The 22,294-nt window shown below is 41.1% G+C and carries 17 protein-coding genes; 14 read left to right on the forward strand and 3 right to left on the reverse strand.

Annotated elements, in window-relative coordinates:
* Positions 1-5 precede the first annotated feature (5 nt).
* The 5 genes from WAA15_RS20145 (at position 6) to tatC (ending at position 6,333) form a co-directional block, all read left to right on the forward strand.
* A complete protein-coding gene (locus WAA15_RS20145) occupies positions 6-1,511 on the forward strand; it encodes a xylulokinase (protein ID WP_337044637.1) in 1,506 nt (501 codons plus the stop codon).
* Positions 1,512-1,805: 294 nt separating this feature from the next.
* Positions 1,806-4,265 (forward strand): penicillin acylase family protein, encoded by a 2,460-nt coding sequence (locus WAA15_RS20150; protein WP_337044638.1) that lies wholly within the window; start codon positions 1,806-1,808, stop codon positions 4,263-4,265.
* A gap of 45 nt (positions 4,266-4,310) precedes the next feature.
* On the forward strand, positions 4,311-4,667 hold the full coding sequence (locus WAA15_RS20155; protein ID WP_337044639.1) for a hypothetical protein: 357 nt from the start codon (positions 4,311-4,313) through the stop codon (positions 4,665-4,667).
* A gap of 125 nt (positions 4,668-4,792) precedes the next feature.
* Positions 4,793-5,404: an OmpH family outer membrane protein gene (locus WAA15_RS20160; RefSeq protein ID WP_337044640.1), complete on the forward strand. Its 612-nt coding sequence runs from the start codon at positions 4,793-4,795 to the stop codon at positions 5,402-5,404.
* Between the two features lie 50 nt (positions 5,405-5,454).
* Positions 5,455-6,333 (forward strand): twin-arginine translocase subunit TatC, encoded by an 879-nt coding sequence (tatC, locus tag WAA15_RS20165; protein ID WP_337044641.1) that lies wholly within the window; start codon positions 5,455-5,457, stop codon positions 6,331-6,333.
* Between the two features lie 66 nt (positions 6,334-6,399).
* Here tatC and WAA15_RS20170 read toward each other — a convergent pair whose 3' ends face one another.
* Positions 6,400-6,831, reverse strand: coding sequence for a (4Fe-4S)-binding protein (locus tag WAA15_RS20170; protein WP_337044642.1), 432 nt, complete (start codon positions 6,829-6,831; stop codon positions 6,400-6,402).
* 186 nt (positions 6,832-7,017) lie between these two features.
* Here WAA15_RS20170 and WAA15_RS20175 point away from each other — a divergent pair, with 186 nt between their 5' ends.
* From WAA15_RS20175 to WAA15_RS20210, 8 genes are all read left to right on the forward strand, one after another.
* Complete coding sequence (locus tag WAA15_RS20175) at positions 7,018-8,250, forward strand: carboxypeptidase-like regulatory domain-containing protein (protein WP_337044643.1); 1,233 nt, start codon at positions 7,018-7,020, stop codon at positions 8,248-8,250.
* A 136-nt stretch (positions 8,251-8,386) separates the two neighbouring features.
* Positions 8,387-9,505, forward strand: a complete 1,119-nt coding sequence (locus tag WAA15_RS20180) for a Re/Si-specific NAD(P)(+) transhydrogenase subunit alpha (RefSeq protein ID WP_337044644.1) — start codon at positions 8,387-8,389, stop codon at positions 9,503-9,505.
* 61 nt (positions 9,506-9,566) lie between these two features.
* Positions 9,567-9,872, forward strand: coding sequence for an NAD(P) transhydrogenase subunit alpha (locus WAA15_RS20185; protein WP_337044759.1), 306 nt, complete (start codon positions 9,567-9,569; stop codon positions 9,870-9,872).
* 42 nt (positions 9,873-9,914) lie between these two features.
* Positions 9,915-11,312: an NAD(P)(+) transhydrogenase (Re/Si-specific) subunit beta gene (locus tag WAA15_RS20190; protein WP_337044645.1), complete on the forward strand. Its 1,398-nt coding sequence runs from the start codon at positions 9,915-9,917 to the stop codon at positions 11,310-11,312.
* 128 nt (positions 11,313-11,440) lie between these two features.
* Complete coding sequence (locus WAA15_RS20195) at positions 11,441-13,237, forward strand: FAD-dependent oxidoreductase (RefSeq protein ID WP_337044646.1); 1,797 nt, start codon at positions 11,441-11,443, stop codon at positions 13,235-13,237.
* Between the two features lie 57 nt (positions 13,238-13,294).
* On the forward strand, positions 13,295-15,097 hold the full coding sequence (locus tag WAA15_RS20200) for a 2-oxoacid:acceptor oxidoreductase subunit alpha (RefSeq protein ID WP_337044647.1): 1,803 nt from the start codon (positions 13,295-13,297) through the stop codon (positions 15,095-15,097).
* 4 nt (positions 15,098-15,101) lie between these two features.
* Positions 15,102-16,154: a 2-oxoacid:ferredoxin oxidoreductase subunit beta gene (locus tag WAA15_RS20205; protein ID WP_337044648.1), complete on the forward strand. Its 1,053-nt coding sequence runs from the start codon at positions 15,102-15,104 to the stop codon at positions 16,152-16,154.
* Positions 16,155-16,260: 106 nt separating this feature from the next.
* Positions 16,261-16,764 (forward strand): DUF6265 family protein, encoded by a 504-nt coding sequence (locus tag WAA15_RS20210; RefSeq protein ID WP_337044649.1) that lies wholly within the window; start codon positions 16,261-16,263, stop codon positions 16,762-16,764.
* Positions 16,765-16,853: 89 nt separating this feature from the next.
* Here WAA15_RS20210 and WAA15_RS20215 read toward each other — a convergent pair whose 3' ends face one another.
* On the reverse strand, positions 16,854-18,953 hold the full coding sequence (locus tag WAA15_RS20215; protein ID WP_337044650.1) for a BatA domain-containing protein: 2,100 nt from the start codon (positions 18,951-18,953) through the stop codon (positions 16,854-16,856).
* Between the two features lie 275 nt (positions 18,954-19,228).
* On the opposite strand from WAA15_RS20215, the gene WAA15_RS20220 reads away from it, so the two are divergent.
* Positions 19,229-21,580: a prolyl oligopeptidase family serine peptidase gene (locus tag WAA15_RS20220; protein WP_337044651.1), complete on the forward strand. Its 2,352-nt coding sequence runs from the start codon at positions 19,229-19,231 to the stop codon at positions 21,578-21,580.
* Between the two features lie 38 nt (positions 21,581-21,618).
* Here the strand turns inward: WAA15_RS20220 and pnuC are convergent, their stop codons facing one another.
* A complete protein-coding gene (gene pnuC, locus WAA15_RS20225; protein ID WP_337044652.1) occupies positions 21,619-22,272 on the reverse strand; it encodes a nicotinamide riboside transporter PnuC in 654 nt (217 codons plus the stop codon).
* Positions 22,273-22,294 lie beyond the last annotated feature (22 nt).

Genomic DNA, 22,294 nt, shown 5'->3' on the forward strand with positions numbered 1-22,294 from the left:
AAGATATGTTACTGCTCGGAATCGATATTGGTACCTCTTCTATTAAGGCATCTGTGGTAGATGCTGAAACGCAACAAGTAATAGCTTCTGCACAATACCCCGACGTTGAAGCCCCTATTTCCTCGCCTTTTCCGGGTTGGGCCGAACAAGCCCCCGAAATGTGGTGGAACAATACTATTGAAGCCATTAAACGTGTAAATGCTTTAGGAAAAGAAGGGAAAAACCCTTTCAAGCCAGAAGATATTGGTGCGATTGGGATTGCCTACCAGATGCACGGGTTGGTGATGGTTGATAAAAATCAGCAAGTACTCAGACCTTCCATTATCTGGTGCGATAGCAGAGCCGTACAAATCGGCGATAAGGCTTTTACCGACATAGGCGAAGAGGCTTGTCTGACTCATCTGCTTAATTCTCCGGGTAATTTTACAGCTTCAAAATTAGCGTGGGTAAAAGCCAACGAGCCTCATGTTTTTGAACAATGTGATAAAATCATGCTACCGGGCGACTACATAGCTATGATGCTTACCGGCGAAATAACTACTTCGAATTCGGGCTTATCAGAAGGTATTTTCTGGGATTTCCAGACCAACAGTGTTTCGGCTGATTTACTAAAATACTATGGTTTTGATGAAAGCATGATTCCTGAAATCAGGCCAGTTTTTAGCGAACACGGCAAAGTAACTGCTCCTGTTGCTCAACTACTGGGCATTAGTAAGGGTGTTCCGGTTACTTATAAAGCTGGCGACCAACCTAATAATGCTCTTTCGCTCGATGTACTCAATCCGGGCGAAATTGCTGCAACGGCAGGTACTTCAGGGGTAGTGTATGCAGTAAGCGACCAGATTTCTTACGATTCGCAGTCACGCATTAATTCTTTTGCCCATGTGAATCATCAACTGGGGGGCGAAAACAGGGTTGGTATTTTACTCTGTATCAACGGAACAGGCATTCTGAACCGTTGGGTAAAAGATAATTTTGGCAAAGACCTGACTTACCCTGAAATGAATGCCCAAGCTAGTAAGGTGGCTATCGGTAGTAACGGTTTACTGGTTATGCCTTTTGGAAACGGAGCTGAACGAATGCTAAACAACCGGATTCTGGGGGCATCGTTCCATAACCTTAATTTTAACCTTCATTCGCAGGCGCATATTTTCCGAGCTTCGCAAGAAGGCATTGCATTTTCATTGAATTATGGCTTTGGCATTATGCAAGCCAATGGCGTTGAGCCAAAGGTAATCAGGGCAGGAAAAGCCAATATGTTTTTAAGTGATATTTTTAGTCAGGCTTTAGTAAATGTAACCAATACTCCTATTGAATTATATGACACCGACGGCGCAAAAGGAGCCGCTTTAGGTGCAGGCTTTGGAGTAAAATATTATGCTACACCTAAAGAAGCCATGAGTAAACTCATAAAACTAAAGGTAATTGAACCAAAGGCAGCCGACGTAAGTCTTTATCAGGAGGTTTATGGTTCATGGAAAGCTATTCTGGAAAAATTAATGCAAAACTAATATGCTGGAATAGTCCTTCTAACAGGTTCAATCAGTATTGCTATTGATTGAACCTGTTTTTATTTTATTATTTACATTCGGGTAGTTTACGACTTAAATACTTATTAAAAAAATCCTAAAAATTAATCAAATAATAAAATCTTCAATTCTTTTTTTTACATTCGCAAGATAAAACCAATAATAAAACCGACTGTTTATTGATATAGTTGAATGTACGTTATGCTGTAACCTTTGAATAGCCCGCTTTTATTAAAACATTAACCATAACTCTACTTTTTCAACACTGAACCATCTATGAAACTTATTAAGTTTGTAGTATATCTGTTAATTGCCGTTGGCTTAACATATACCTTCAACCGTCCGTTAGGGGCCTTACCAGCCCTCGGGAAATTATTCAGCCCGTTTGAAGGTTTCTGGCAAAATGGTATCACCCGTAATTCCGCTGATGACCTTCAGCTAGATGGCGTTAAAGACGAGGTTACAGTCATATTTGACGACAACCACGTGCCACACGTATTTGCCAAAAACGACGAAGACCTTTATTTTGCACAAGGGTATCTTGTAGCTCAGGACCGCCTGTGGCAAATGGAGTTTTACACACTTGCTGCTGCCGGCAGGTTGTCGGAAGTAGTCGGAGAAAGAGCTTTGGAACTTGACCGATACAGCCGCCGTTTAGGCATGGCCGAAACAGCCAAAAAGATTTCGGCGAGTATCCCCACTAATAGCATACAATCACAGATTCTGAATGCTTATTCTGCCGGAGTAAATGCCTATCTGAAAAAAATATCGTACAAAGACTTACCCGTCGAATATAAAATTATAGGTTACCAGCCCGAAGAGTGGTCGCCCTACAAAACCATTCTGATGCTCATGAATATGCGTAATGTGCTCAATGGCGGAAGCGACGATTTCAGAATGAGTAATGCACTGGCCAAATACGGTGCTGATGTAGTAAAAGACCTATTCCCTGATTACCCGATTGTGGAGTCTCCTATTATTCCGGTAGGGACCAAATGGGATTTCACACCTGTACCTGTACCACCTGTACCCAGCGAAATTGCCGCCAAACCAGCCGACAAAGACGCTTTAGCTTATAATGTAGCTTCGCCCGCTCCCGAAATTGGTAGTAATAACTGGGCCGTAAGCGGTAGTAAATCAGCTACGGGTTTGCCTATTCTGGCCAATGACCCACATTTACAGCTTACTTTACCATCAATATGGTATCAGATGCAGTTATGTACTCCAACCATGAATGTTTATGGAGCGTGCCTGCCCGGAACGCCAGGCGTAACCATTGGCTTTAATAAGGATGTGGCTTGGGGCGTAACTAATGTGGGGTCTGACGTAATGGATTTCTACCAGATAAAATTCAAAGATAAAAACAAAAAAGAATACTGGTACAATGGCGCATGGAAGCCTGTAACCATGCAGATTGAAGAGTTTAAAATAAAAGGTAAAACCGAGCCATTAAAAGATACAGTCTATTATACACATCATGGCCCTATACTTTATAATAATGCCAGCAAAAACAATTTCAGCCAGAATGTACCTGTGGGCCATGCCATGAAATGGGTAGGCCACGATGTTGGCACTACCGACTTAATGGTGTTCTATTATCTGAATCGCGCTAAAAACTATAACGATTACCGCAAGGCCCTTACCTATTATATAGCTCCGGCGCAGAACTTTGTTTTTGCCGACAACGAAAACGATATTGCTATTACACCAAATGGTAAACTGCCATTAAAATGGAAAGAACAAGGCAAATTTATTCTGGATGGCTCAAACCCTGCTCATGATTGGCAAGGGTGGATTCCTGTTGAACAGAACCCGACCGTGAAAAACCCACCTCGTGGGTTTGTAAGTTCGGCTAATCAGTTTTCAACAGACCCTACTTACCCTTATTACTTAGGTTGGAAATTTGCTCCGTCAGAAAGAGGCATACGCATTAACGAGCGGCTAGAAGCTATGCAAAAAGCTACTATTGACAGCCTGCGCTCGGTGCAGAACGACAACTTTAATGTAGAGGCTCGTCGCTTGCTACCCGATTTAATGAAAATCATGGATACTGACCCTTCCAACAAAAATAACGAGGCTTACCAAATACTTGTTAAATGGAACATGAAAAATGACCCTAACGAAATTGGTGCTACTATTTTTGAAAGATGGATAAAAGAACTAAGATACTGGATTTGGGAAGATGACTTTGCCACGAAAGATACTGAAGCACTGATGGCCTACCCTACTAAAGACCGTACATGGGACATGATAAGGAATCAGCCTGATGCCAAATGGTTTGACAACCTGAACACCAAAGATAAAGTTGAAACCGTGCAGGATATAGTAAAGGGTAGTTTCAAGGCTACCGTTGATTCATTAAAGGCTAAACTAGGCCCTATTGATACAGAAAAATGGGCATGGACAAAAGTAAAAAGCACAGATATTAATCATTTGGGCAGATTACCGGGCTTCGGCAGACAGGATATCCCGAATGGTGGGGGTGCCGGTATTGTTAATGCTACTACCGAAACCCACGGGCCATCGTGGCGCATGGTGGTACAGCTAGATAAAGCATGGCCTAAAGCCTATGGGCTATATCCGGGTGGGCAATCTGGAAACCCCGGTAGTGTTTATTATGACAACATGGTTGATAAATGGGCCAAAGGCGAACTGAACGAGCTTTTATTCATGAAAAACCAAAATGAAAAAAGCAGCCGCATTGTATCAACTACTAAAATAACTCCTAAGAAATAGGCAACTGGTTTATATTAATATTTAAACTAAAAACGAAATTATCCGATGGTATACATTCTTATTCTTGTTATAAGTGCCGTAGCACAACTTTTTCTGCCTTGGTGGGTTATTGCTCCTGTGGCTTTTATTATAGCTATGTGGCAGGCAAAATCGCCCAAAGCAGCCTACCTGGCCGGAGCAGGTGCCATAGCCACGCTCTGGATAGCCTACGCAGCCTGTCTGAACATTTCGAGCGGGGGTATTATGCTTGAGCGCATTGGTGGGTTATTCTCAGAAAGCCTTAAGTTTCTGAAAAGTATCCCTTATTCTATATCATTTTTCTTTATTATGGCACTTATTGGCTCACAGGTAGCAGGTTTTTCTGCGCTAGCGGGTTATCATTTTAGGCAATTAATCAAATAAAGTATACCAATCCCTCTTTTTTAGAGGGATTTTTTTATCTTTGCAGCCTTTAGCTGAAAAAAATTATTCATTAAAATACACATTCATAGTACGTATAAACACATAGTACGCAAATTAATTTTCGCATGAAAAAACTCTCAGTTTTCGTTTTATTAGTTGCTCTTATCGCATGGGGTTGTGATAAATCCTCTTCTACTTCAAGTACCTCAGGTGCTAAACAGGTGGCAGGCCGCATAGTTTATGTAAACACCGATACCCTACTTACCAAATATGATTATTATAAAGACATTGCAAAAGCCTCTGAAAACAAAAGATTCAGACTTGAAAATGACTTAGCTAATAAAGCCCGTACCTTCCAGAATAAAGTTGCGTTCTTCCAACAAAAAGCACAACAAGGTGGCATGACTCAAGAGCAGGCCCAAACAACACAAATGCAATTGCAACAGGAAGAACAAAACATTATGGCTTATCGTGATAAAAACGCACAAGACCTAGCCAGAGAAGAAGCAAAACAAACAGAAGATATTCTGAACAAAATTCATGATTACCTGAAAGAGTTCAATGCAGGCGATAAATATGATATGGTAATCGGGTACTCGAAAGGTGGCGGTGTGTTATATGCCAAAGAAGACCTTGATATTACAAACGCTGTATTGGAAGGGCTAAACAAAAAATATGCTGAAGACAAAAAAAGCGGCAAAATAAATATCGAAAAAGATAGCACAAGCAAAAAATAATAAATCCGTTATACGGGTTTAGCGTATATAAAGAAAATTATTGAAATAAAATGCCATTAGACCAAACTCCGTATTTTGATTACGACGACGAAGAAAAAGAAAAAGGTGAAAGCAGAGAAATGTCGTTTCTTGACCATCTGGAAGAACTTCGGTGGCACCTGATTCGTGCAGCTATCGCCATTGTTGTCTTCATGGTTTTTGCATTTTTCTACATTAAAGATATTTATGATATTGTAATTCTTGGCCCATCGAAAGTTGACTTCTGGACTTACCGCATGATGTGTAAGCTCGGGAATCTGGTTGGTGCGCCGGGTCTTTGTGTAGATAAGCTCCAGTTTACCCTTATGAGCCGCGAGGTCTCGGGCCAATTTATTATGGCTTTTACTTCTGCTGCTATCATAGGTCTGGTGTTTGCATTTCCTTATGTATTCTGGGAAATCTGGCGATTCATTAAGCCTGGCCTGAAACCCTCCGAGGTTAAGTCGGCCCGAGGTGCAGTATTTTATGTAACTTTTCTTTTTTTCTCAGGAGTTCTGTTCGGGTATTATATTGTTTCGCCTTTAGCTATTAACTTCTTGGTTAATTTCCAGATTAGCGACACTATTCAAAACCAGTTTGATATTAGCTCTTACATTTCTTTACTGGCTACCCTTACACTAGCTTGTGGTGTTGCCTTCCAGCTACCTATTGCTATTTTTGTGTTAACCAAAATAGGTATTATAGGGCCTAAGTTTATGCGCACCTATCGTAAACATGCAATTGTAGTTATTCTGGTAGTAGCGGCTGTTATTACGCCATCGCCCGATGTAACAAGCCAGTTGTTAGTGGCATTCCCGCTTTATATTCTTTATGAAATAAGTATTATTATTTCGGCTAGAGAAGAAAAACGACGGCTAGCTTCGTTGGATGAAAAACCATCAGATAATTAAACGTAATAATATCATTAAAAAAGCCACTTTCCCGATGGAAAAGTGGCTTTTTTACTACTAGCTTATTCAAGCAATAAAACCTACTTTAATATGTGAGCCATCACAAAAGGGTTTGTTTTCGGACGACCCACAACGACACAAAGCCGTAACTTTATGTTTTTTTGTAATATTTCCTTCTGAATCTTTTATCGAAATATTGCCATATACTATCAGCGGCCCGTTTTTGGTGGTTTCTACAATTGTTTCTGTTTCAATTTGTGTTTCTTCTGCTGATTCCGTCTTGATATAAGATAAAGCCCCTGACGGACATTTATCTATCTGTTCCATTATTTTTTCGTTTGTTTCTTTTTCAGGTGTCACCCACGGGCGTTTGCGTGGGTCAAATACATGTGGTAACCCACGAAAGCAAATAGCAGAATGAATACATTTTTCTGGTTGCCAAACAACCGTTACTTCCCCATTAGGGTATTTTTTAACAATTTTTCTTTGTTCTTCCATGGGTTTAAAAATTTTATTCAATATTAACGAATCTCCGCTTCAATATCAAATCTGGGCTATACGTAACTATGTGCTTCATGTAGAACAGTAATATTCTCATATTTTTTAGTACTTAATATACGAGTAACTAATTAATTAGTTATACATTTGTAAAACCTATGATAAACGATTAGCCCAGAATTGAGAATGACCCGGATTTTTATTTTTTGCTTTTTACTTGCCAGTTTACCTGTACTGGTTTATAGCCAGACTACTATTGAAGGAAGAGTAATTAGCGTAGACGACAAAAAGCCTCTTCCCTTTGCCAATGTATTTATCAGTAATACCACCAAAGGGCAACAAACCGATGAAAAAGGGCATTTCAAAATTACAAACGCACCTTCTGGCACTATCGATTTAGTAATCAGTTATATAGGTTACCGTACTTTTTCTTTACAAATGCGCGCAGATACCCTGAAACGCCCCCTTCTGATTATGCTTCAACCCGATGCCATTGAACTGAAAGGTGTAACCATTAAACGCATCAAAAACGGCTTAAAGAGATATTTCCCTTATTTTCAGGAAGGCTTTTTCGGAAAAACAACATTTTCGGCAGCTTGCAAATTAAAAAACCCTGAGGCATTGATTTTCAGTATGAACGAAGATAATTCAGAACTGATTATTACTGCCGACGAACCGCTCGAAATTGAAAATAAGATGCTTGGCTATGTAGTAAAATATCAGTTAGAAGAATTCAGGTATCATTTCACTAAACAGTATCTTTCTTACTGGGGGTATCCGTTTTTTGAAGAAATGCAAACCAAAAGCGATAAAAAGAAACAACAATGGCTCAAAAACCGTGACATCGCCTATTATGGGTCATCACAACATTTTTTTAAGGCACTAACCGAGAAAAAACTGGAAGCCGAAGGCTTTGAAATTCATACATTAATCAGAGAACAGAAAAAACCGTATCTGATTCCGTTGAAACCCGAACAACGTGACAGTACCGGAAAAATTATCAGCGAGGCTTCGAGAGAAAAAATAAGCGTTGATTCAACCGACCTTAAACTCAGAATTAATCAATCGCTCAAAAAAGTACCAACAAATTTGTTTTCTAAATATGTGCAGTATCTGGTCAGAACTCCGCTGAAAGAAGACGAAATAATTAAACAACAAGGCGAAGCATTCATATTAAATTTTGACAACTACCTATACGTTATTTATAACAAAGAGTTTGAAGAAGCACAGTTTCTGGAAACAGGGCAAAAAAACATTCCTCAAACCTCTACATTGTCGCTGCTCGAGCCGTCAACTATTGTTGAGCGCAACGGGCATCTTATTAATCCACTGGCTATTATTTTTGAAGGACGCTGGGGATATGAAAAAATAGGTGAATTACTACCCTTAGACTACCTCCCCCAAGCACCTTCTAACTAATTTTTCTGTTATACATACCGCTATTTTTAAAAGCTATATTAAAAAAAAGGCCCCTTAATTTAATTTATAAATATATTGATAAATATTTGAATTATTTCTACATTAGTGGCAACATAAAACCAAGCTGACAAGCCCTGTGAAAATAGCGATAATCAAAGAAACCAAGCCTTTCGAAAAACGTGTTGCCCTAAGCCCAGAAGTCTGCAAACAACTGATTCAAGCCGGATTTGAATGTGCTATTGAGAAAGAAGCCGGAATGTCTTCTTTTTTTGATGATGCTTCCTATGAAGCCGTTGGTGTACAGATTGAAAAGAACAAAAATTCTTTACTTTCAGGTGCCGACATAGTGCTGAAAGTTAATCCTTTAACTACTGACGAAGTAAGCCATCTGAAAAAAGGTGCGGTAAGTATTTCGTTTATGTACGCTGCTACTAACAAAGATTTGGTAGCTGCCTGCGCACAGCAAGGCATTTCTGCCTTTTCGGTTGATGCCATCCCGCGTATCTCACGCGCCCAGAAAATGGATGCACTCAGCTCTCAGGCCAATCTGGGAGGATACAAATCTGTTATTATAGGAGCTTATCATTTAGGTAAAATATTCCCACTGCTCATGACTGCCGCAGGCACCATTAAACCAGCCAAAGTGGTAATAATGGGAGCAGGTGTGGCCGGCTTACAGGCTATTGCCACCGCCAAACGACTGGGTGCGGTAGTAGAGGTAAGTGATATTCGCCCCGAAACCAAAGAACAGGTTGAGTCGTTAGGTGGTAAATTCATTGAAGTTAAAGGCGATGACTCCATTAAAATAGAGGGTGGTTACGTAAAAGGTGTTTCGGAAGATTTTCTGAAAAAGCAACAGGAGGTTATTGCCAAACATATCAGCGAAGCTGACCTCGTTATTACCACGGCCTTAATTCCGGGTAAAAAAGCTCCTTTACTCGTACCCGAAGAAGTAGTAAAACGTATGAAACTCGGTTCGGTAATTGTTGATATGGCTGTTGAGCAAGGGGGTAACTGTGCGTGTAGCGAATATGGCAAAACAGTAGTAAAACATGGTGTTACTATTGTAGGCGAGCCGAATATCCCTTCATTACTTCCGCTGAATGCCAGCGAACTGTATGCCAAAAACATTGCTACTTTTCTGCTTCATCTGGCCACTAAAGATGGTTTTAAATGGGAATTAGACGAAGAAATAACCAAAGGTTCTCTGATTGTACATAATGGTAGTATTGTACATCCGTCGGTATCTGTCTAACACAGTTTTCACTATCTGTATATTCATATTGCAACTCATCATATAAGCTTATTTAAACATGATTAACGACATAGTTAGTTTTTTCGGCGAAAATATCCAGATGATATACATTATTATATTGTCTGTATTTGTGGGGGTAGAGGTCATCGGAAAGGTACCTGCTGTTTTACATACTCCTTTAATGAGTGGAGCCAATGCAATTCATGGTGTAGTAATTGTCGGGGCTATTATTGTTATGCTCAACACACCTGCCGACAACATACTGGCATTAGCATTGGGTTTTGTGGCAGTAGTTTTAGGCACCCTTAATGTAGTGGGCGGCTTTGCCGTTACCGACCGGATGCTGGAAATGTTTAAGAAAAAATAAGCTTATAAATCAACTATTCATCCTAACAACTAGCCGTTGACAATGGAAATAAAATATATTCTTGATATAGTCTATTTAATAGCGTCTGTCACATTTGTAATGGGCTTAAAAATGTTAAGCCACCCCGACACCGCCCGCAAAGGTAATTTGTATGCAGCCTTCGGAATGGCCTTAGCCATAGCCGGAACTATTCTGCTTTACAACCACCCCGACGGCTACACCACGCGTGAACCTCTCAAAATAATTCTGATTCTGGTGGCCATAAGCATAGGGTCACTGGCAGGCTGGTTAACGGCGAATCGGGTACAAATGACTAAAATGCCCGAACTGGTTTCGCTCTTTAATGGTATGGGCGGAGCCTGTGCGGCTCTGATAGGCATCATGGAATACGAACATAATGTAGGCAAAACGGGGGCTTTAGCTACTATTATTGCCGGCATGATAATAGGCTCGGTTTCTTTCAGCGGAAGTGTTATTGCTTTCCTGAAGCTCAACGAAACCATGAGAAAACCCATCAGGCTACCCTCTTATAACATTCTGAACACGGTTGTTATGATAGCCCTAATAGCTTTTGGAGCATATATTGTTTATGCACAACCCCAAGAGTTACTTTTGCCTATCATTTTATTTGTGGCAGCACTTATTTACGGAGTCTTATTTGTGATTCCTATTGGTGGAGCAGATATGCCCGTGGTTATTTCTCTGTTAAACTCTTTTACTGGGCTGGCAGCTGCCTTCGGAGGTTTCCTTTACCAGAATCAGGTTATGCTCACCGGAGGTATTCTGGTAGGTTCGGCTGGTACTATTCTTACATTGGCTATGTGTAAAGCCATGAATCGCCCGTTAAGCAACGTTATTTTCGGAGCCTTTGGTGCAAGTAGTGCAAGCACTGGGACCGACGTAAAAGGGAGTATCAAAGATATTTCTATTTCAGATACCGCTATTCTGATGAACTATGCTAAAAAAGTAGTTATTGTACCCGGATATGGGCTGGCGGTAGCGCAGGCACAACACGTAATTCATGAACTGGAAACACTACTTGAAGAAAGAGGCGTTGATGTACAATATGCCATTCATCCGGTAGCTGGCCGTATGCCCGGCCACATGAATGTACTTCTAGCAGAAAGTAATGTATCTTACGATAAACTAGTAGAAATGGAAGATATTAATCCTGAATTTGCCAAAACCGATGTAGTGTTGGTTGTAGGGGCCAACGATGTGGTAAACCCTGCTGCCAAAACAGACCCATCTTCTCCGATATTCGGAATGCCTATTCTGGACGTAGAAAATGCCCGTAATGTTATCGTGAACAAACGTAGCATGAATGCAGGCTATGCAGGTATCGACAACCTGCTGTTTTATCAGCCAAAAACCAGTATGCTTTTCGGAGATGCCAAAGGGGTGCTAACAAAACTGGTTAGTGAGCTAAAACAAATGTAAAATTTGTACTTTATTGACAAAATATCATATAATAATTGCCACTTTTATATTTTTACAGAATATTATTTGGTACTCAAAAAAAGAATTAAGTAGATTTACTTACGATTTAAATATAAAATATTCAACCGTTGGAACCTACAAATGTCAATGACCCAGAATACTATCATAAGATAGTAGATTGTCAGTACGCCTGCCCTGCGCATACCCCTGTACCTGAATACATCAGACTTATTGCTGCCGAGCGTTATACAGAAGCATATATGGTTAACTGGGAATCAAATGTATTTCCGGGAGTATTGGGCCGTACTTGTGACAGACCCTGTGAACCCGCCTGCCGACGCGGACGTGTAGAAGAAGAACCAGTAGCTATTTGTCGCTTAAAAAGAGTAGCCGCCGATAATAAAGGAGATATTAAAAACCTGATTCCAAAAGCTCCGGCCATTGGTAATGGCAAAAAAGTTGCACTAATTGGCGCAGGCCCTGCTTCGCTTACCGTAGCCCGTGACCTTGCTCCGCTAGGTTATGAAATACACGTATTTGACGAGCAGATAAAAGGAGGCGGCATGATGCGCAGCCAGATACCGTCGTTCCGTTTGCCCGAAGCCGTACTTGATGAAGAAGTGAACAATATCCTTGAAATGGGCATTCATACCCATTTTAAAACGTATGTTTCAAGCCTTAAAGATGTTCTTGCACAAAATTATGATGCCGTTTTTATCGGAACAGGTGCGCCTAAAGGCCGCGACCTGAACGATTTACCCGGCCGTACGGAAGGTGCTGCCAATATTCATGTTGGTATCGAATGGCTGGCTAGTGTAGCTTTTGAACATACCAGCAAAATTGGCAAAAATGTAATTGTACTGGGTGGAGGAAACACCGCTATGGACTGCTGCCGTACATCGCGCCGTTTAGGGGGCGAAAACGTAAAGGTAGTGGTACGTAGCCCATTCAGCGACATGAAGGCCTCGCCGTGGGAGAAAGAAGATGCCATGCACGAAGACATCCCGATTCTGGATAACCACGTACCAAAGTCGTTTGTGGTAGAAAACGGTCAGTTAAAAGGCATGACTTTTGAAAAAGTGAAAGCTGTTTATGATGAAAGAGGTAAACGCTCGCTTGTACCTACCGGAGAAGACCACGTTTTTATCGAAGCAGATGATGTACTGGTAGCCATCGGGCAGGAAAATAGCTTCCCATGGATTGAACGCGACTTAGGCATTGAGTTTGACAAGTGGGAAATGCCTAAAGTTGACCCTGTTACGTTTCAATCAACCCATACAAAGGTATTTTTCGGAGGAGATGCCGCACTTGGCCCTAAGAATGTAATTACTGCCGTAGCACAGGGGCATCAGGCAGCCGTTTCAATCGATTTGTTCTGTCAAGGCAAAGCACTTCACGAACGCCCTGCGCCATTTACTAACCTAATTTCACAGAAAATGGGTATTCATGAATGGAGTTATGATAGCGTAGTAGCCAACGACCACCGTTTCGTAGTACCACAAGCCAGCAAAGACCTTACGCTGAAAGACCGCAAAAAAGAAGTTGAGCTTGGTTTTGATAAACTGGCAGGCTTTAAAGAAGCACAGCGTTGCCTCAATTGCGATGTACAGACTGTTTTTACCACCAATCGCTGTATTGAGTGCGATGCCTGCATGGATATTTGCCCTACTTCATGTATTACTTTTACAGAAAACGGCCCAGAAGAAGACCTCCGTACACGCCTGATGGCTCCAGCACTTAATCTGGAACAGGAACTGTTAGTATCTGGAACCTTAGCCACGGGTAGAGTCATGGTAAAAGATGAAGATGTTTGTTTACATTGTGGCTTATGTGCTGAAAGATGCCCAACCTCTGCGTGGGATATGCAGAAGTTTTTCTATAATGTTACAAAAGCGCACCACGGTTGCCAAACAGCCCACGCTTAAACTAATTAATCAAGACCTTTTTTAATCACGATAAAAACTCTCCTTTGGGGAAGGAATATGTCAAAACTCATTAACGATTTTGTAGTGCGCTTTGCTAATGTTAATGGTACTGGCTCGGCCAGTGCCAACAGTATGTTTGCCAAAGCCATTTTTCGGATGGGAATTCCGGTTACACCTAAAAATATTTTCCCGTCCAATATTCAGGGGTTGCCTACTTGGTACGAAGTCAGAATCAGCGAAAAAGGCTACCTCGGCCGTCGTGATGGCATTGACCTGATGGTTTCTGTTAACCCTCAAAGCATGCTTAAAGATGTCGAGAGTGTGCGCCCGGGTGGTTATTTCATGTACGATAGCACCAAACCACTGCACAAAGAATACATCAGAGAAGACATTACGTATCTTGGTATTCCGTTAATGCAGATTTGCATGGAACAGTACTCCGACCCACGCCAGCGGCAGCTATTTAAAAATATTATTTACGTAGGTGCGCTTTCTGCCTTGCTCGACATCGAATTTGGGGTATTAGAACAGCTACTGGCCGAACAATTTAAAGGGAAAGAAAAACTGATTCCGGCTAATATTCAGGCGTTACAGTTGGGAATCCAATACGTACATGAAAACTTCTCTTACCCGCTTGATATTCGTGTAGAAAGACGAAATAACGTAGGCAACAAAATTATGATTGACGGCAACGGTGCCTGCGCTTTAGGGGCTGTTTTTGCCGGTGCTACCGTAGCTGCTTGGTATCCTATTACGCCTTCTACTTCGGTGGTTGAAAAATTTGATAAATACGCTAAAAAATTCCGTACAGATAAAGCAACCGGAAAGAAAAACTATGCCATTGTACAAGCCGAAGATGAGCTTGCTGCTATCGGGATGGTAATTGGTGCTAACTGGAATGGCGCAAGGTCTTTTACGGCCACCAGCGGCCCGGGTGTTTCTTTAATGAACGAGTTTCTCGGTTTAGGCTACTTTGCAGAAGTTCCTGCTGTATTAATTGACGTTCAACGCACAGGGCCATCAACAGGTATGCCTACCCGAACGCAACAGTCTGACATCACTATTGCAGCTTATGCTTCACATGGCGACACCAAACATGTACTACTGTTTCCGAGCAACCCTAAAGAATGTTTTGACTTAACCGCCGATGCCTTTGATTTGGCCGAACGCCTGCAAACACCCATCATTGTACTGACCGACCTCGACCTCGGCATGAATGACCACCTATGCGAGCCTTTTAACTGGAATCAGGAAAGAAAGTATGACAGAGGGAAAGTCTTGAATGCTCAGGACCTCGAAAATATGGGACGTTTCGGACGATACCTTGATGTAGACGGAGACGGTATTCCTTACCGTACATACCCGGGCACACACCCAACCAAAGGCTCTTATTTTACACGTGGTACTTCTCGTGACGAATACGCAGTCTATACTGAAGACGGTTCTGTGTATGTCAGAAACATGGAACGATTGTCGAAAAAATGGGACACCGCTAAAACACTTGTGCCTAAGCCCTATTTTTATCAGCAAAAAAACATGAGCCCTATGGGTGTAATTTTCTTTGGAACCTCAACTTATTCGTCAGAAGAAGCCATTGATTTGTTACGTCAGCAAGAAATCGTACTCGATGCCATGCGTATAAAGGCATTTCCGTTTAATGAAGATGTTGAGCAATTCATTGAAACACATGAAATTGTTTTTGTTATTGAACAAAACCGCGATGCGCAAATGCGCTCATTATTAATTAATGAGCTGGAGATAAATCCGAAAAAACTCATTCGGGTACTAAACTATGATGGAATGCCTATCACAGCCGATAAAATTATTGAAGAAATCAATAAAAACTTAGCAATTAACTAATCAGATGACATACATTCGTCCAACATTTCGGCACCCAAAATTACCGAAAAACAAAATCAACTATACGAAAAAGGACTACGAAGGAGCCTTGTCGACACTCTGTGCAGGTTGCGGGCATGACTCCATTAGCGGTGCCATAATTCAGGCTTGTTTTGAACTGGCAATAGAGCCACACCGTTTAGCTAAGTTATCGGGCATTGGTTGTTCTTCTAAAACACCAGCCTATTTTCTGGGTAATTCTCATGGGTTTAACTCTGTTCACGGCCGAATGCCCTCGGTGGCTACGGGCGCGTATCTGGCCAACCGTGACTTAATATATTTTGGTGTTTCAGGCGATGGTGATTCGGCCTCTATTGGTATGGGGCAGTTTGTGCATGCCATTCGCCGCAACCTGAACATGGTATATATTGTCATGAACAATGGTTGTTATGGGTTAACCAAAGGGCAAGATTCTGCTACGGCCGATGTAGGCTCAATCAGTAAAGCTGGCTCAACCAATATGTTTAATGCCATTGACCTCGTAGGGCTAGGGCTTGAACTCGGAGCTACTTTTGTAGCACGTAGTTTTTCAGGTGATAAAACCCAGCTAATTCCGCTCATAAAAGCGGCTATGGCCCACCCGGGATTTGCACTAATCGACGTTATCTCACCTTGCGTTACATTCAATAACAATACAGGGTCAACCAAATCGTATGATTACGTACGTGAACACATAGAGGCTACTTCTACCGTTGATTTTGTGCCGTCTATGGAAGAAATTACTACTACCTATGAAGAAGGCGACAGCAAAGAAGTAACCTTGCATGATGGTTCGGTGCTGAATCTGCAAAAACTGAATCAAGGGTGGAATCCAGAAGATAAATTATCGGCAATGATAGCCCTGCAAAATGCTAAAAGCAAAGGCGAAATTTTAACAGGTTTAATTTACATAGAGCCTGAAACACAAAATTTACATGAAGTACTGGGCACGTGTGAAACCCCTCTGAATATGCTAAAAGAGGATGTTCTTTGCCCGGGTATTGATGCCTTAGAAGCACTGAATCAGAGCTTACGATAACCCATAAAGTTATAATAGGGCTTATACATGGCTATATAAGTTTCATGTATAAGTCCTATTTTTGTGTACATTATTTCTGATTATCAACCCTTAATCTACTATTCCTATGAAAAAATCGACGTTCAAAGTTTTATTTCTAGTTTTTTTTATCAGCTTTTCAGGCATTAGCAGCGTATTTGCACAGGCCAACGGCACACTCAATGAAGTAGCTTTTATGCACGGCCACTGGCAAGGCACATTTAATGGTGGTCCTATTGAGGCTTTCTGGGCAAAACCAGCAGGCGACAACCTTACAGGTTTCATTCGTATGATGAAAGATGACAAAGTAACCATGTACGAAATGCTTATTTTTGAACAAACCGAAAAAGGACCTGTTGTACTGGTAAAACATTTTAAACCCGGCCTGATTAGTGTTGAAGAAAAAGAGGTGTCGGACCGATATAACTTTATTGAAGCTAAAAAAGACTGGGCACTTTTTGAAAAACAAGATGGCTCTATTCGTATCATTTATGAAAAAAGAAATAAAAACCAGTTAGTTGTTCAGCGCGGTAAACAGGAAAGTGGAAAATGGGTATTTACCGACCTGTTTATATTTAATGCAGTTAAATAATGCTCGGTTATTTATATATTTAACAAGCGCATCATGGCCTGATGCGCTTGTTATTTTTAATACAATGACTCTTTGCCAAGTAGCGAGTTTTATCCTTTCATAAACCGAATTAACAGGATTTCTACTAGTAAAAAGGCTAAAGCCAGTATAATACAATATTTCCAGAGGGGTGTACCTACGTTACTTTCCTGAAAAGTTTTCACAAAATCGCCATCCAGCAAATTATCAAAAATCGTTACATTTTTCTGTCCGGCAAAAAACTTCCTTAATTCGTCAGGCGTATAAAACTCCATCTTCGACTCTTCGTTATCATGATTTAACGCCAGCAACTTCTCGGTTTTTCCATCAAGCTGCAATTCATAATAACCCGACTCAAGTATCTGATTATCGCTTAATTGTGTAGCTTTGGGCAATTCTAGTGTTAGCTGATTCCCCGTAATTCTCTGAATAGGAATAATTTCAATTTTACCACCTGTGCCTGTTTTAGCTACACTGGTTAACTTATAAGTTGCATTTTTCTTGATATTTGGGAGGTCAAGGGTAATACTACCTTCACTGAAATTATAGGCGGCTCTTTCCTGCCTTACGCTCATCGACGCTATTTTAAACATAGTTGGTACAAAAAATGCGTGTTCGGCAAAATTACCATAGGCTTTTTCTAAAGGTGAAGCACACAGATACACTTTACCCTGATAAGCATTGGTAACTGTAATAAAATTTTGCTGGCTTTTAAACGTGAGTATCTTCTCGCCTATTCCCGACCAGTTCAGAACAGGCTGCATAGCAGGTGTATTGGCTACTCCTTGCAGGGTAGTACGCTCAAATACATCGGCATAGAATGGGTTCTGCCTGTTAGGCTCTGCCACAGGTAAGTGGCTTTGAGGCAACGGAGGCTGATTGTTTACACTAATGCTTTGTATCCCAAATGCGCCCAGAAACTGCCCGTAATCGTCTAGTTCAGGGTTTGACGGCGGAAATACAAGCAGACTTCCACCCTGCCGGATAAACTCTTCAAGGCTTGCCCTGAACGTGCCTGTTATTGCTTCAACTCCCTCAAGCACAATCAGGTTAGCGTTCTTGAACTGCCCTACATCTACGTTACTTGCGCTATACGCATGGTAAGCAAAAAGGCTGTCGTTATCAAATACTTTTCCGATATAGTCGGCGGCACTTCTTTGCTGATATAAATGTAGTACCTGAATTACAGGCGAGGCATCCAGCACGAAGTAGTAGTCGTTATCAAAGGTAACAGGTTGGTCATCGAAAGACACCTTTCCCCGATGAAACCCTTTGTCTTTCACAGTAAAGTTAAAAGTAGCCGTTGCCGAGCCATTAGGCGCAATATCGACCGAAGCCGTTGAGGCCTGTGCATCGTCAATGAAAAGTTTTACGGGTAGTTTCTCTACTTCGCTGCCACCCGAATTAAATACTTTAACATAAAGCACATTATTCTGCATTTCTCTGATGAAAGGCGAAGCCAACCATACGGAATCCACAAAAACGTTTTGAGAGGTTTTACCTTGTACAGGCACTAGAAAAAGTTTATCCAACGAATCTGTTTTAATCTTGCTCAGGTCTCCTGCTGTGCTTTTCTGAAAATCAGAAAACCAGAAAAACTGATTACTGGCACTTGCATTATGTTTCTGTGCCAGACTTCTCTGGCGTTTGTATACGTTCTCGAGGGTACGTGGGTTTGGCGATAATCCGACCGACGTAAGGCGGTCTTTTACTTTAGTTGCGTTAGTTACGGCTTGGTCTTCGCCCGAAAAATCGTTTGTTACCAACTGTACGTTTGGTGACTGCCGGAACAACGTAAGGAGTTCGTCTATTTTGGTTACGGCCAAATCGAGGTATCTTTTATTTTCGGTTGTGTTCTGCATACTCAATGAGTTATCCAGATAAAGACTACTTACCCCCAAACCTGTCGAACGGCCACTACTAGCATTTTTTGCTGGCAGAAACGGCTGTGCAAATGCCAGTGCCAGAAAAGCCAGAAACAACACACGTGCTGCCAGAATAAGCCATTGCTTGATACGCCTGAATGAGCTTGTTTCAGTTTCGACTGCCTTCAGAAAGGCTACATTCGTAAAGAATACCTTTTTAGTACGACGAAAGTTAAATAAATGAATAATAATTGGCACCGCAACTGCCAATAAACCCCATAAAAAAGACGGAAAGAGAAACTGCATATAACCAAGCCCCTAAAGGGTATATGAATTGAATAGTTTTATAATTAAACGTAAAAGTGTGAAATTCCTTTCAATGTTGTGCTGTTATTTTGTGCTTATATAGGCTTGTAAGCCAATTATTATGCCAAAGCCTCATAAAAAACTGTTTTTTCGGAGGCTCGTGTGGCTATCTGTTGTTATATGCTAGCAGCAGCACTCATCAAAAACTTGCTAAGCATTAGCAAACTTAATAAAATACAGTAATTTTGTCAAAACTAAATACCCCCCTGAATCACATGAAAAGACACTTCATTTTACTACTTGTTTTATTGTATGCCCTAACCAGCAAAGCCCAACTCACCGTCGAAAAAATTATGCAGGAACCCTATAAATGGATAGGTACTTCGCCAAGTAATATTTTTTGGTCGGAAGATTCAAAAACCATTTATTTCTCGTGGAATCCAGATAGAAACAAAAGTGACTCACTTTATAAAATTGTTCTTCCTGACAAAACGCCTGTAAAAGTATCGCCTCAAGAAAGAAGGAGTTTGCCTGCGCAAACAGGAGTTTATAATCGTGACAACTCCATGAAAGTTTACGAAAAACAAGGAGAACTTTTTTTAATGTACAACAAAACATTAAAAATCAAGCAATTGACCAATACTATTGAACGGGAGTCGAACCCGTATTTCAGTGGCGATGAAACCAGAATTATATTTCTCAGAAATGGCAATATATTTAGTTTAAGTCTGGCCGATGGAAGTATTACGCAGCTATCGAATTTTATTCAGGGTAATAAAAAAACTGAAGCGAAGCTAAACGAAGAAGAAAAATGGTTGAAAGCCGACCAACTGGCTATGTTTGAAGTATTGAAAGAGCGTAAAGAAAAGAAAGAAGAAACAGAAAAAAATACCAAAGCCGACCAACCTAAACGCCCGAAAGAAATTTATCTGGAAGGTAAAAATCTTGAAATACCTTTAGTTAGCCCCGACCTACGCTATATTACTTACCGCCTCTCTACACCGGCAAGTGGGGCAAAAAATACAGTTGTACCAAGCTACGTAACAGAATCGGGCTATACCGAAGACCTACCTGCACGCACAAAAGTAGGTAGCCCCATGAGTAGTTATGAGAGCTATATTTATGACACCAAGAGAGACACCGTTTATCAAATCAATACAAAAGATTTAGCGGGTATTACACAACAACCAGAGTTTTTAAAGGATTATCCGAAAAAAGACACTACTCAAAAGAAACCCGCTGGCCGTAAACTGATTATTGTAGGCCCCAACTGGTCGGAAAACGGTGCGTATGCCGTAGTTGTGGTTCGCTCTTTTGATAACAAAGACCGCTGGCTTATGCTACTCGATACAGCCACGGGAAAACTTAAACTACTTGACCGCCAGCATGACGAAGCATGGATTGGCGGCCCCGGCATTGGTTTTACGCTTAGCACAGGCAATATAGGTTGGCTTGATGCCCAAACTTTGTTCTTCCAGTCAGAGGCAGACGGGTACTCTCATCTGTATACTATTAATGTGGTTTCAGGCGAGAAAAAGCAACTTACTAGCGGTAAATTTGAAATACAACAGGCACAATTATCAAACGATAAGCAATGGTTTTATTTAAGCACCAACGAGGTTCACCCGGGCGAAACGCATTTTTATAAAATGTCGGTAAATGGTGGCGAAAGAATAAAATTAACAAGCATGAAAGGTGGCAATGAGGTTACCTTGTCGCCAGATGAAACCAAACTGGCTATCCGTTATTCATACATCAATAAACCGTGGGAATTGTTTTTGCAGGAAAACAACTCAGGGGCTGCGGCCGAGCAAATTACGACCTCATTAACAGATGAATTTAAAGCTTATGCCTGGAAAGATGCACAGGTAATTTCTTTTAAAGCCCGCGACGGCGTTGACATCTATGCCCGAATTTATGAGCCTGCCAAAAAACTTAAAAATAAAAAAGCCGTAATTTTTGTACATGGAGCAGGTTATTTACAAAATGCACATAAGTGGTGGAGCCAGTATTTCCGTGAGTATATGTTTCATAACTTATTAGTAGATAAAGGCTATACCGTACTTGATATTGATTACCGCGCCAGCGCAGGCTATGGGCGTGACTCACGTACTGGTATTTATAGGTTTATGGGTAGCAAAGACCTGACCGATAATGTTGATGGAGCTAAACTTTTGGTAGAAAAATATGGCATTGACCCTAAAAAAATAGGCATTTATGGTGGGTCGTATGGTGGATTCATTACGCTGATGGCTATGTTTACCACGCCTGATGTATTTGCCGCTGGAGCTGCACTACGCCCTGTAACCGACTGGGCAGCGTATAATCACGGTTATACAGCCAACATTCTGAACGAGCCACAGACTGATAGTCTGGCTTATCGTAAAAGTTCGCCTATTTACCATGCGGCAGGACTTAAAGGACACTTGCTAATTTGCCACGGTATGGTAGACGTAAACGTTCATATTCAGGACTCTTACCGATTGGTGCAACGGCTGATTGAACTAAGAAAAGAAAACTGGGAAATGGCAAGTTATCCGATGGAAGACCACGGCTTTGTGGAACCAACTTCATGGATGGACGAATACAAAAGGATATTAAAATTATTTGAAGAACGCCTGAAATAGCGCGTAAACTAGGGGCCACACTATGGCCCCATAGTTTTTTATAAAGATTTTCTATACTCCCGTGTCCAGCTAAGTGCGCCAAACAAGGCAATTATACAAAACACCGCATACAGCAAGGCATATAATTTCACTTCTTTTATATAGTACATATATGTACTGATAATATCTACACCCAGCCATACCCACCACGATTCTACCTTCTTGCGTATTAGTAAAAAAGTTGCAAAAATACTCATTACAGTCGTGAATGAGTCCATGTAAGGAAAAGCACTTGGTTTACTGAAAACCAGTGGCAGCCATCCGCTCAGATTCTTCGCAAAAGTGCCTAATAAAAAAGTACCTGATAAACCTATTAAAGTAAGCAGCCCAAATTGTTGAAGCGATAATTGTGTTATTTTCAGTTCGTTTCGTTGGTTAGCCTCCTGTTGCTTAGGAAACTTCCATTGCCAGAACCCAATCAGATTGGTAATAAAAAAGAAGATTTGCAAAAACATATCAGGATACAGTTGTATCTGATAAAACATAATAAAGGCCAGTACTACATTGGCTAAGCCTACAATCCAGCTCCAGACATTTTCCTGTGCCGAGAGTATTACCGCAATTAGGCCCGTCAGGGTTGCATAAAACTCAAGGTAGCTCATTTTTACCCCTAGTAGCTCAAAAAATATGTTATTAATATCAAAGAAATCCATTTCATTACACTTTTGCCTCCAA

The organism is Emticicia sp. 17c, from assembly GCF_037153985.1.
Classification (GTDB): Bacteria; Bacteroidota; Bacteroidia; order Cytophagales; family Spirosomataceae; genus Emticicia.

Coding starts and splice junctions, on each gene's coding strand:
- WAA15_RS20220 (WP_337044651.1), top strand. CDS start 19,229: ATGAAAAGACACTTCATTTTACTACTTGTTTTATTGTATGCCCTAACC.
- WAA15_RS20190 (WP_337044645.1), top strand. CDS start 9,915: ATGGAAATAAAATATATTCTTGATATAGTCTATTTAATAGCGTCTGTC.
- tatC (WP_337044641.1), top strand. CDS start 5,455: ATGCCATTAGACCAAACTCCGTATTTTGATTACGACGACGAAGAAAAA.
- WAA15_RS20175 (WP_337044643.1), top strand. CDS start 7,018: ATGACCCGGATTTTTATTTTTTGCTTTTTACTTGCCAGTTTACCTGTA.
- WAA15_RS20150 (WP_337044638.1), top strand. CDS start 1,806: ATGAAACTTATTAAGTTTGTAGTATATCTGTTAATTGCCGTTGGCTTA.
- WAA15_RS20205 (WP_337044648.1), top strand. CDS start 15,102: ATGACATACATTCGTCCAACATTTCGGCACCCAAAATTACCGAAAAAC.
- WAA15_RS20155 (WP_337044639.1), top strand. CDS start 4,311: ATGGTATACATTCTTATTCTTGTTATAAGTGCCGTAGCACAACTTTTT.
- WAA15_RS20170 (WP_337044642.1), bottom strand. CDS start 6,831: ATGGAAGAACAAAGAAAAATTGTTAAAAAATACCCTAATGGGGAAGTA.
- WAA15_RS20210 (WP_337044649.1), top strand. CDS start 16,261: ATGAAAAAATCGACGTTCAAAGTTTTATTTCTAGTTTTTTTTATCAGC.
- WAA15_RS20215 (WP_337044650.1), bottom strand. CDS start 18,953: ATGCAGTTTCTCTTTCCGTCTTTTTTATGGGGTTTATTGGCAGTTGCG.
- pnuC (WP_337044652.1), bottom strand. CDS start 22,272: ATGGATTTCTTTGATATTAATAACATATTTTTTGAGCTACTAGGGGTA.
- WAA15_RS20160 (WP_337044640.1), top strand. CDS start 4,793: ATGAAAAAACTCTCAGTTTTCGTTTTATTAGTTGCTCTTATCGCATGG.
- WAA15_RS20145 (WP_337044637.1), top strand. CDS start 6: ATGTTACTGCTCGGAATCGATATTGGTACCTCTTCTATTAAGGCATCT.
- WAA15_RS20200 (WP_337044647.1), top strand. CDS start 13,295: ATGTCAAAACTCATTAACGATTTTGTAGTGCGCTTTGCTAATGTTAAT.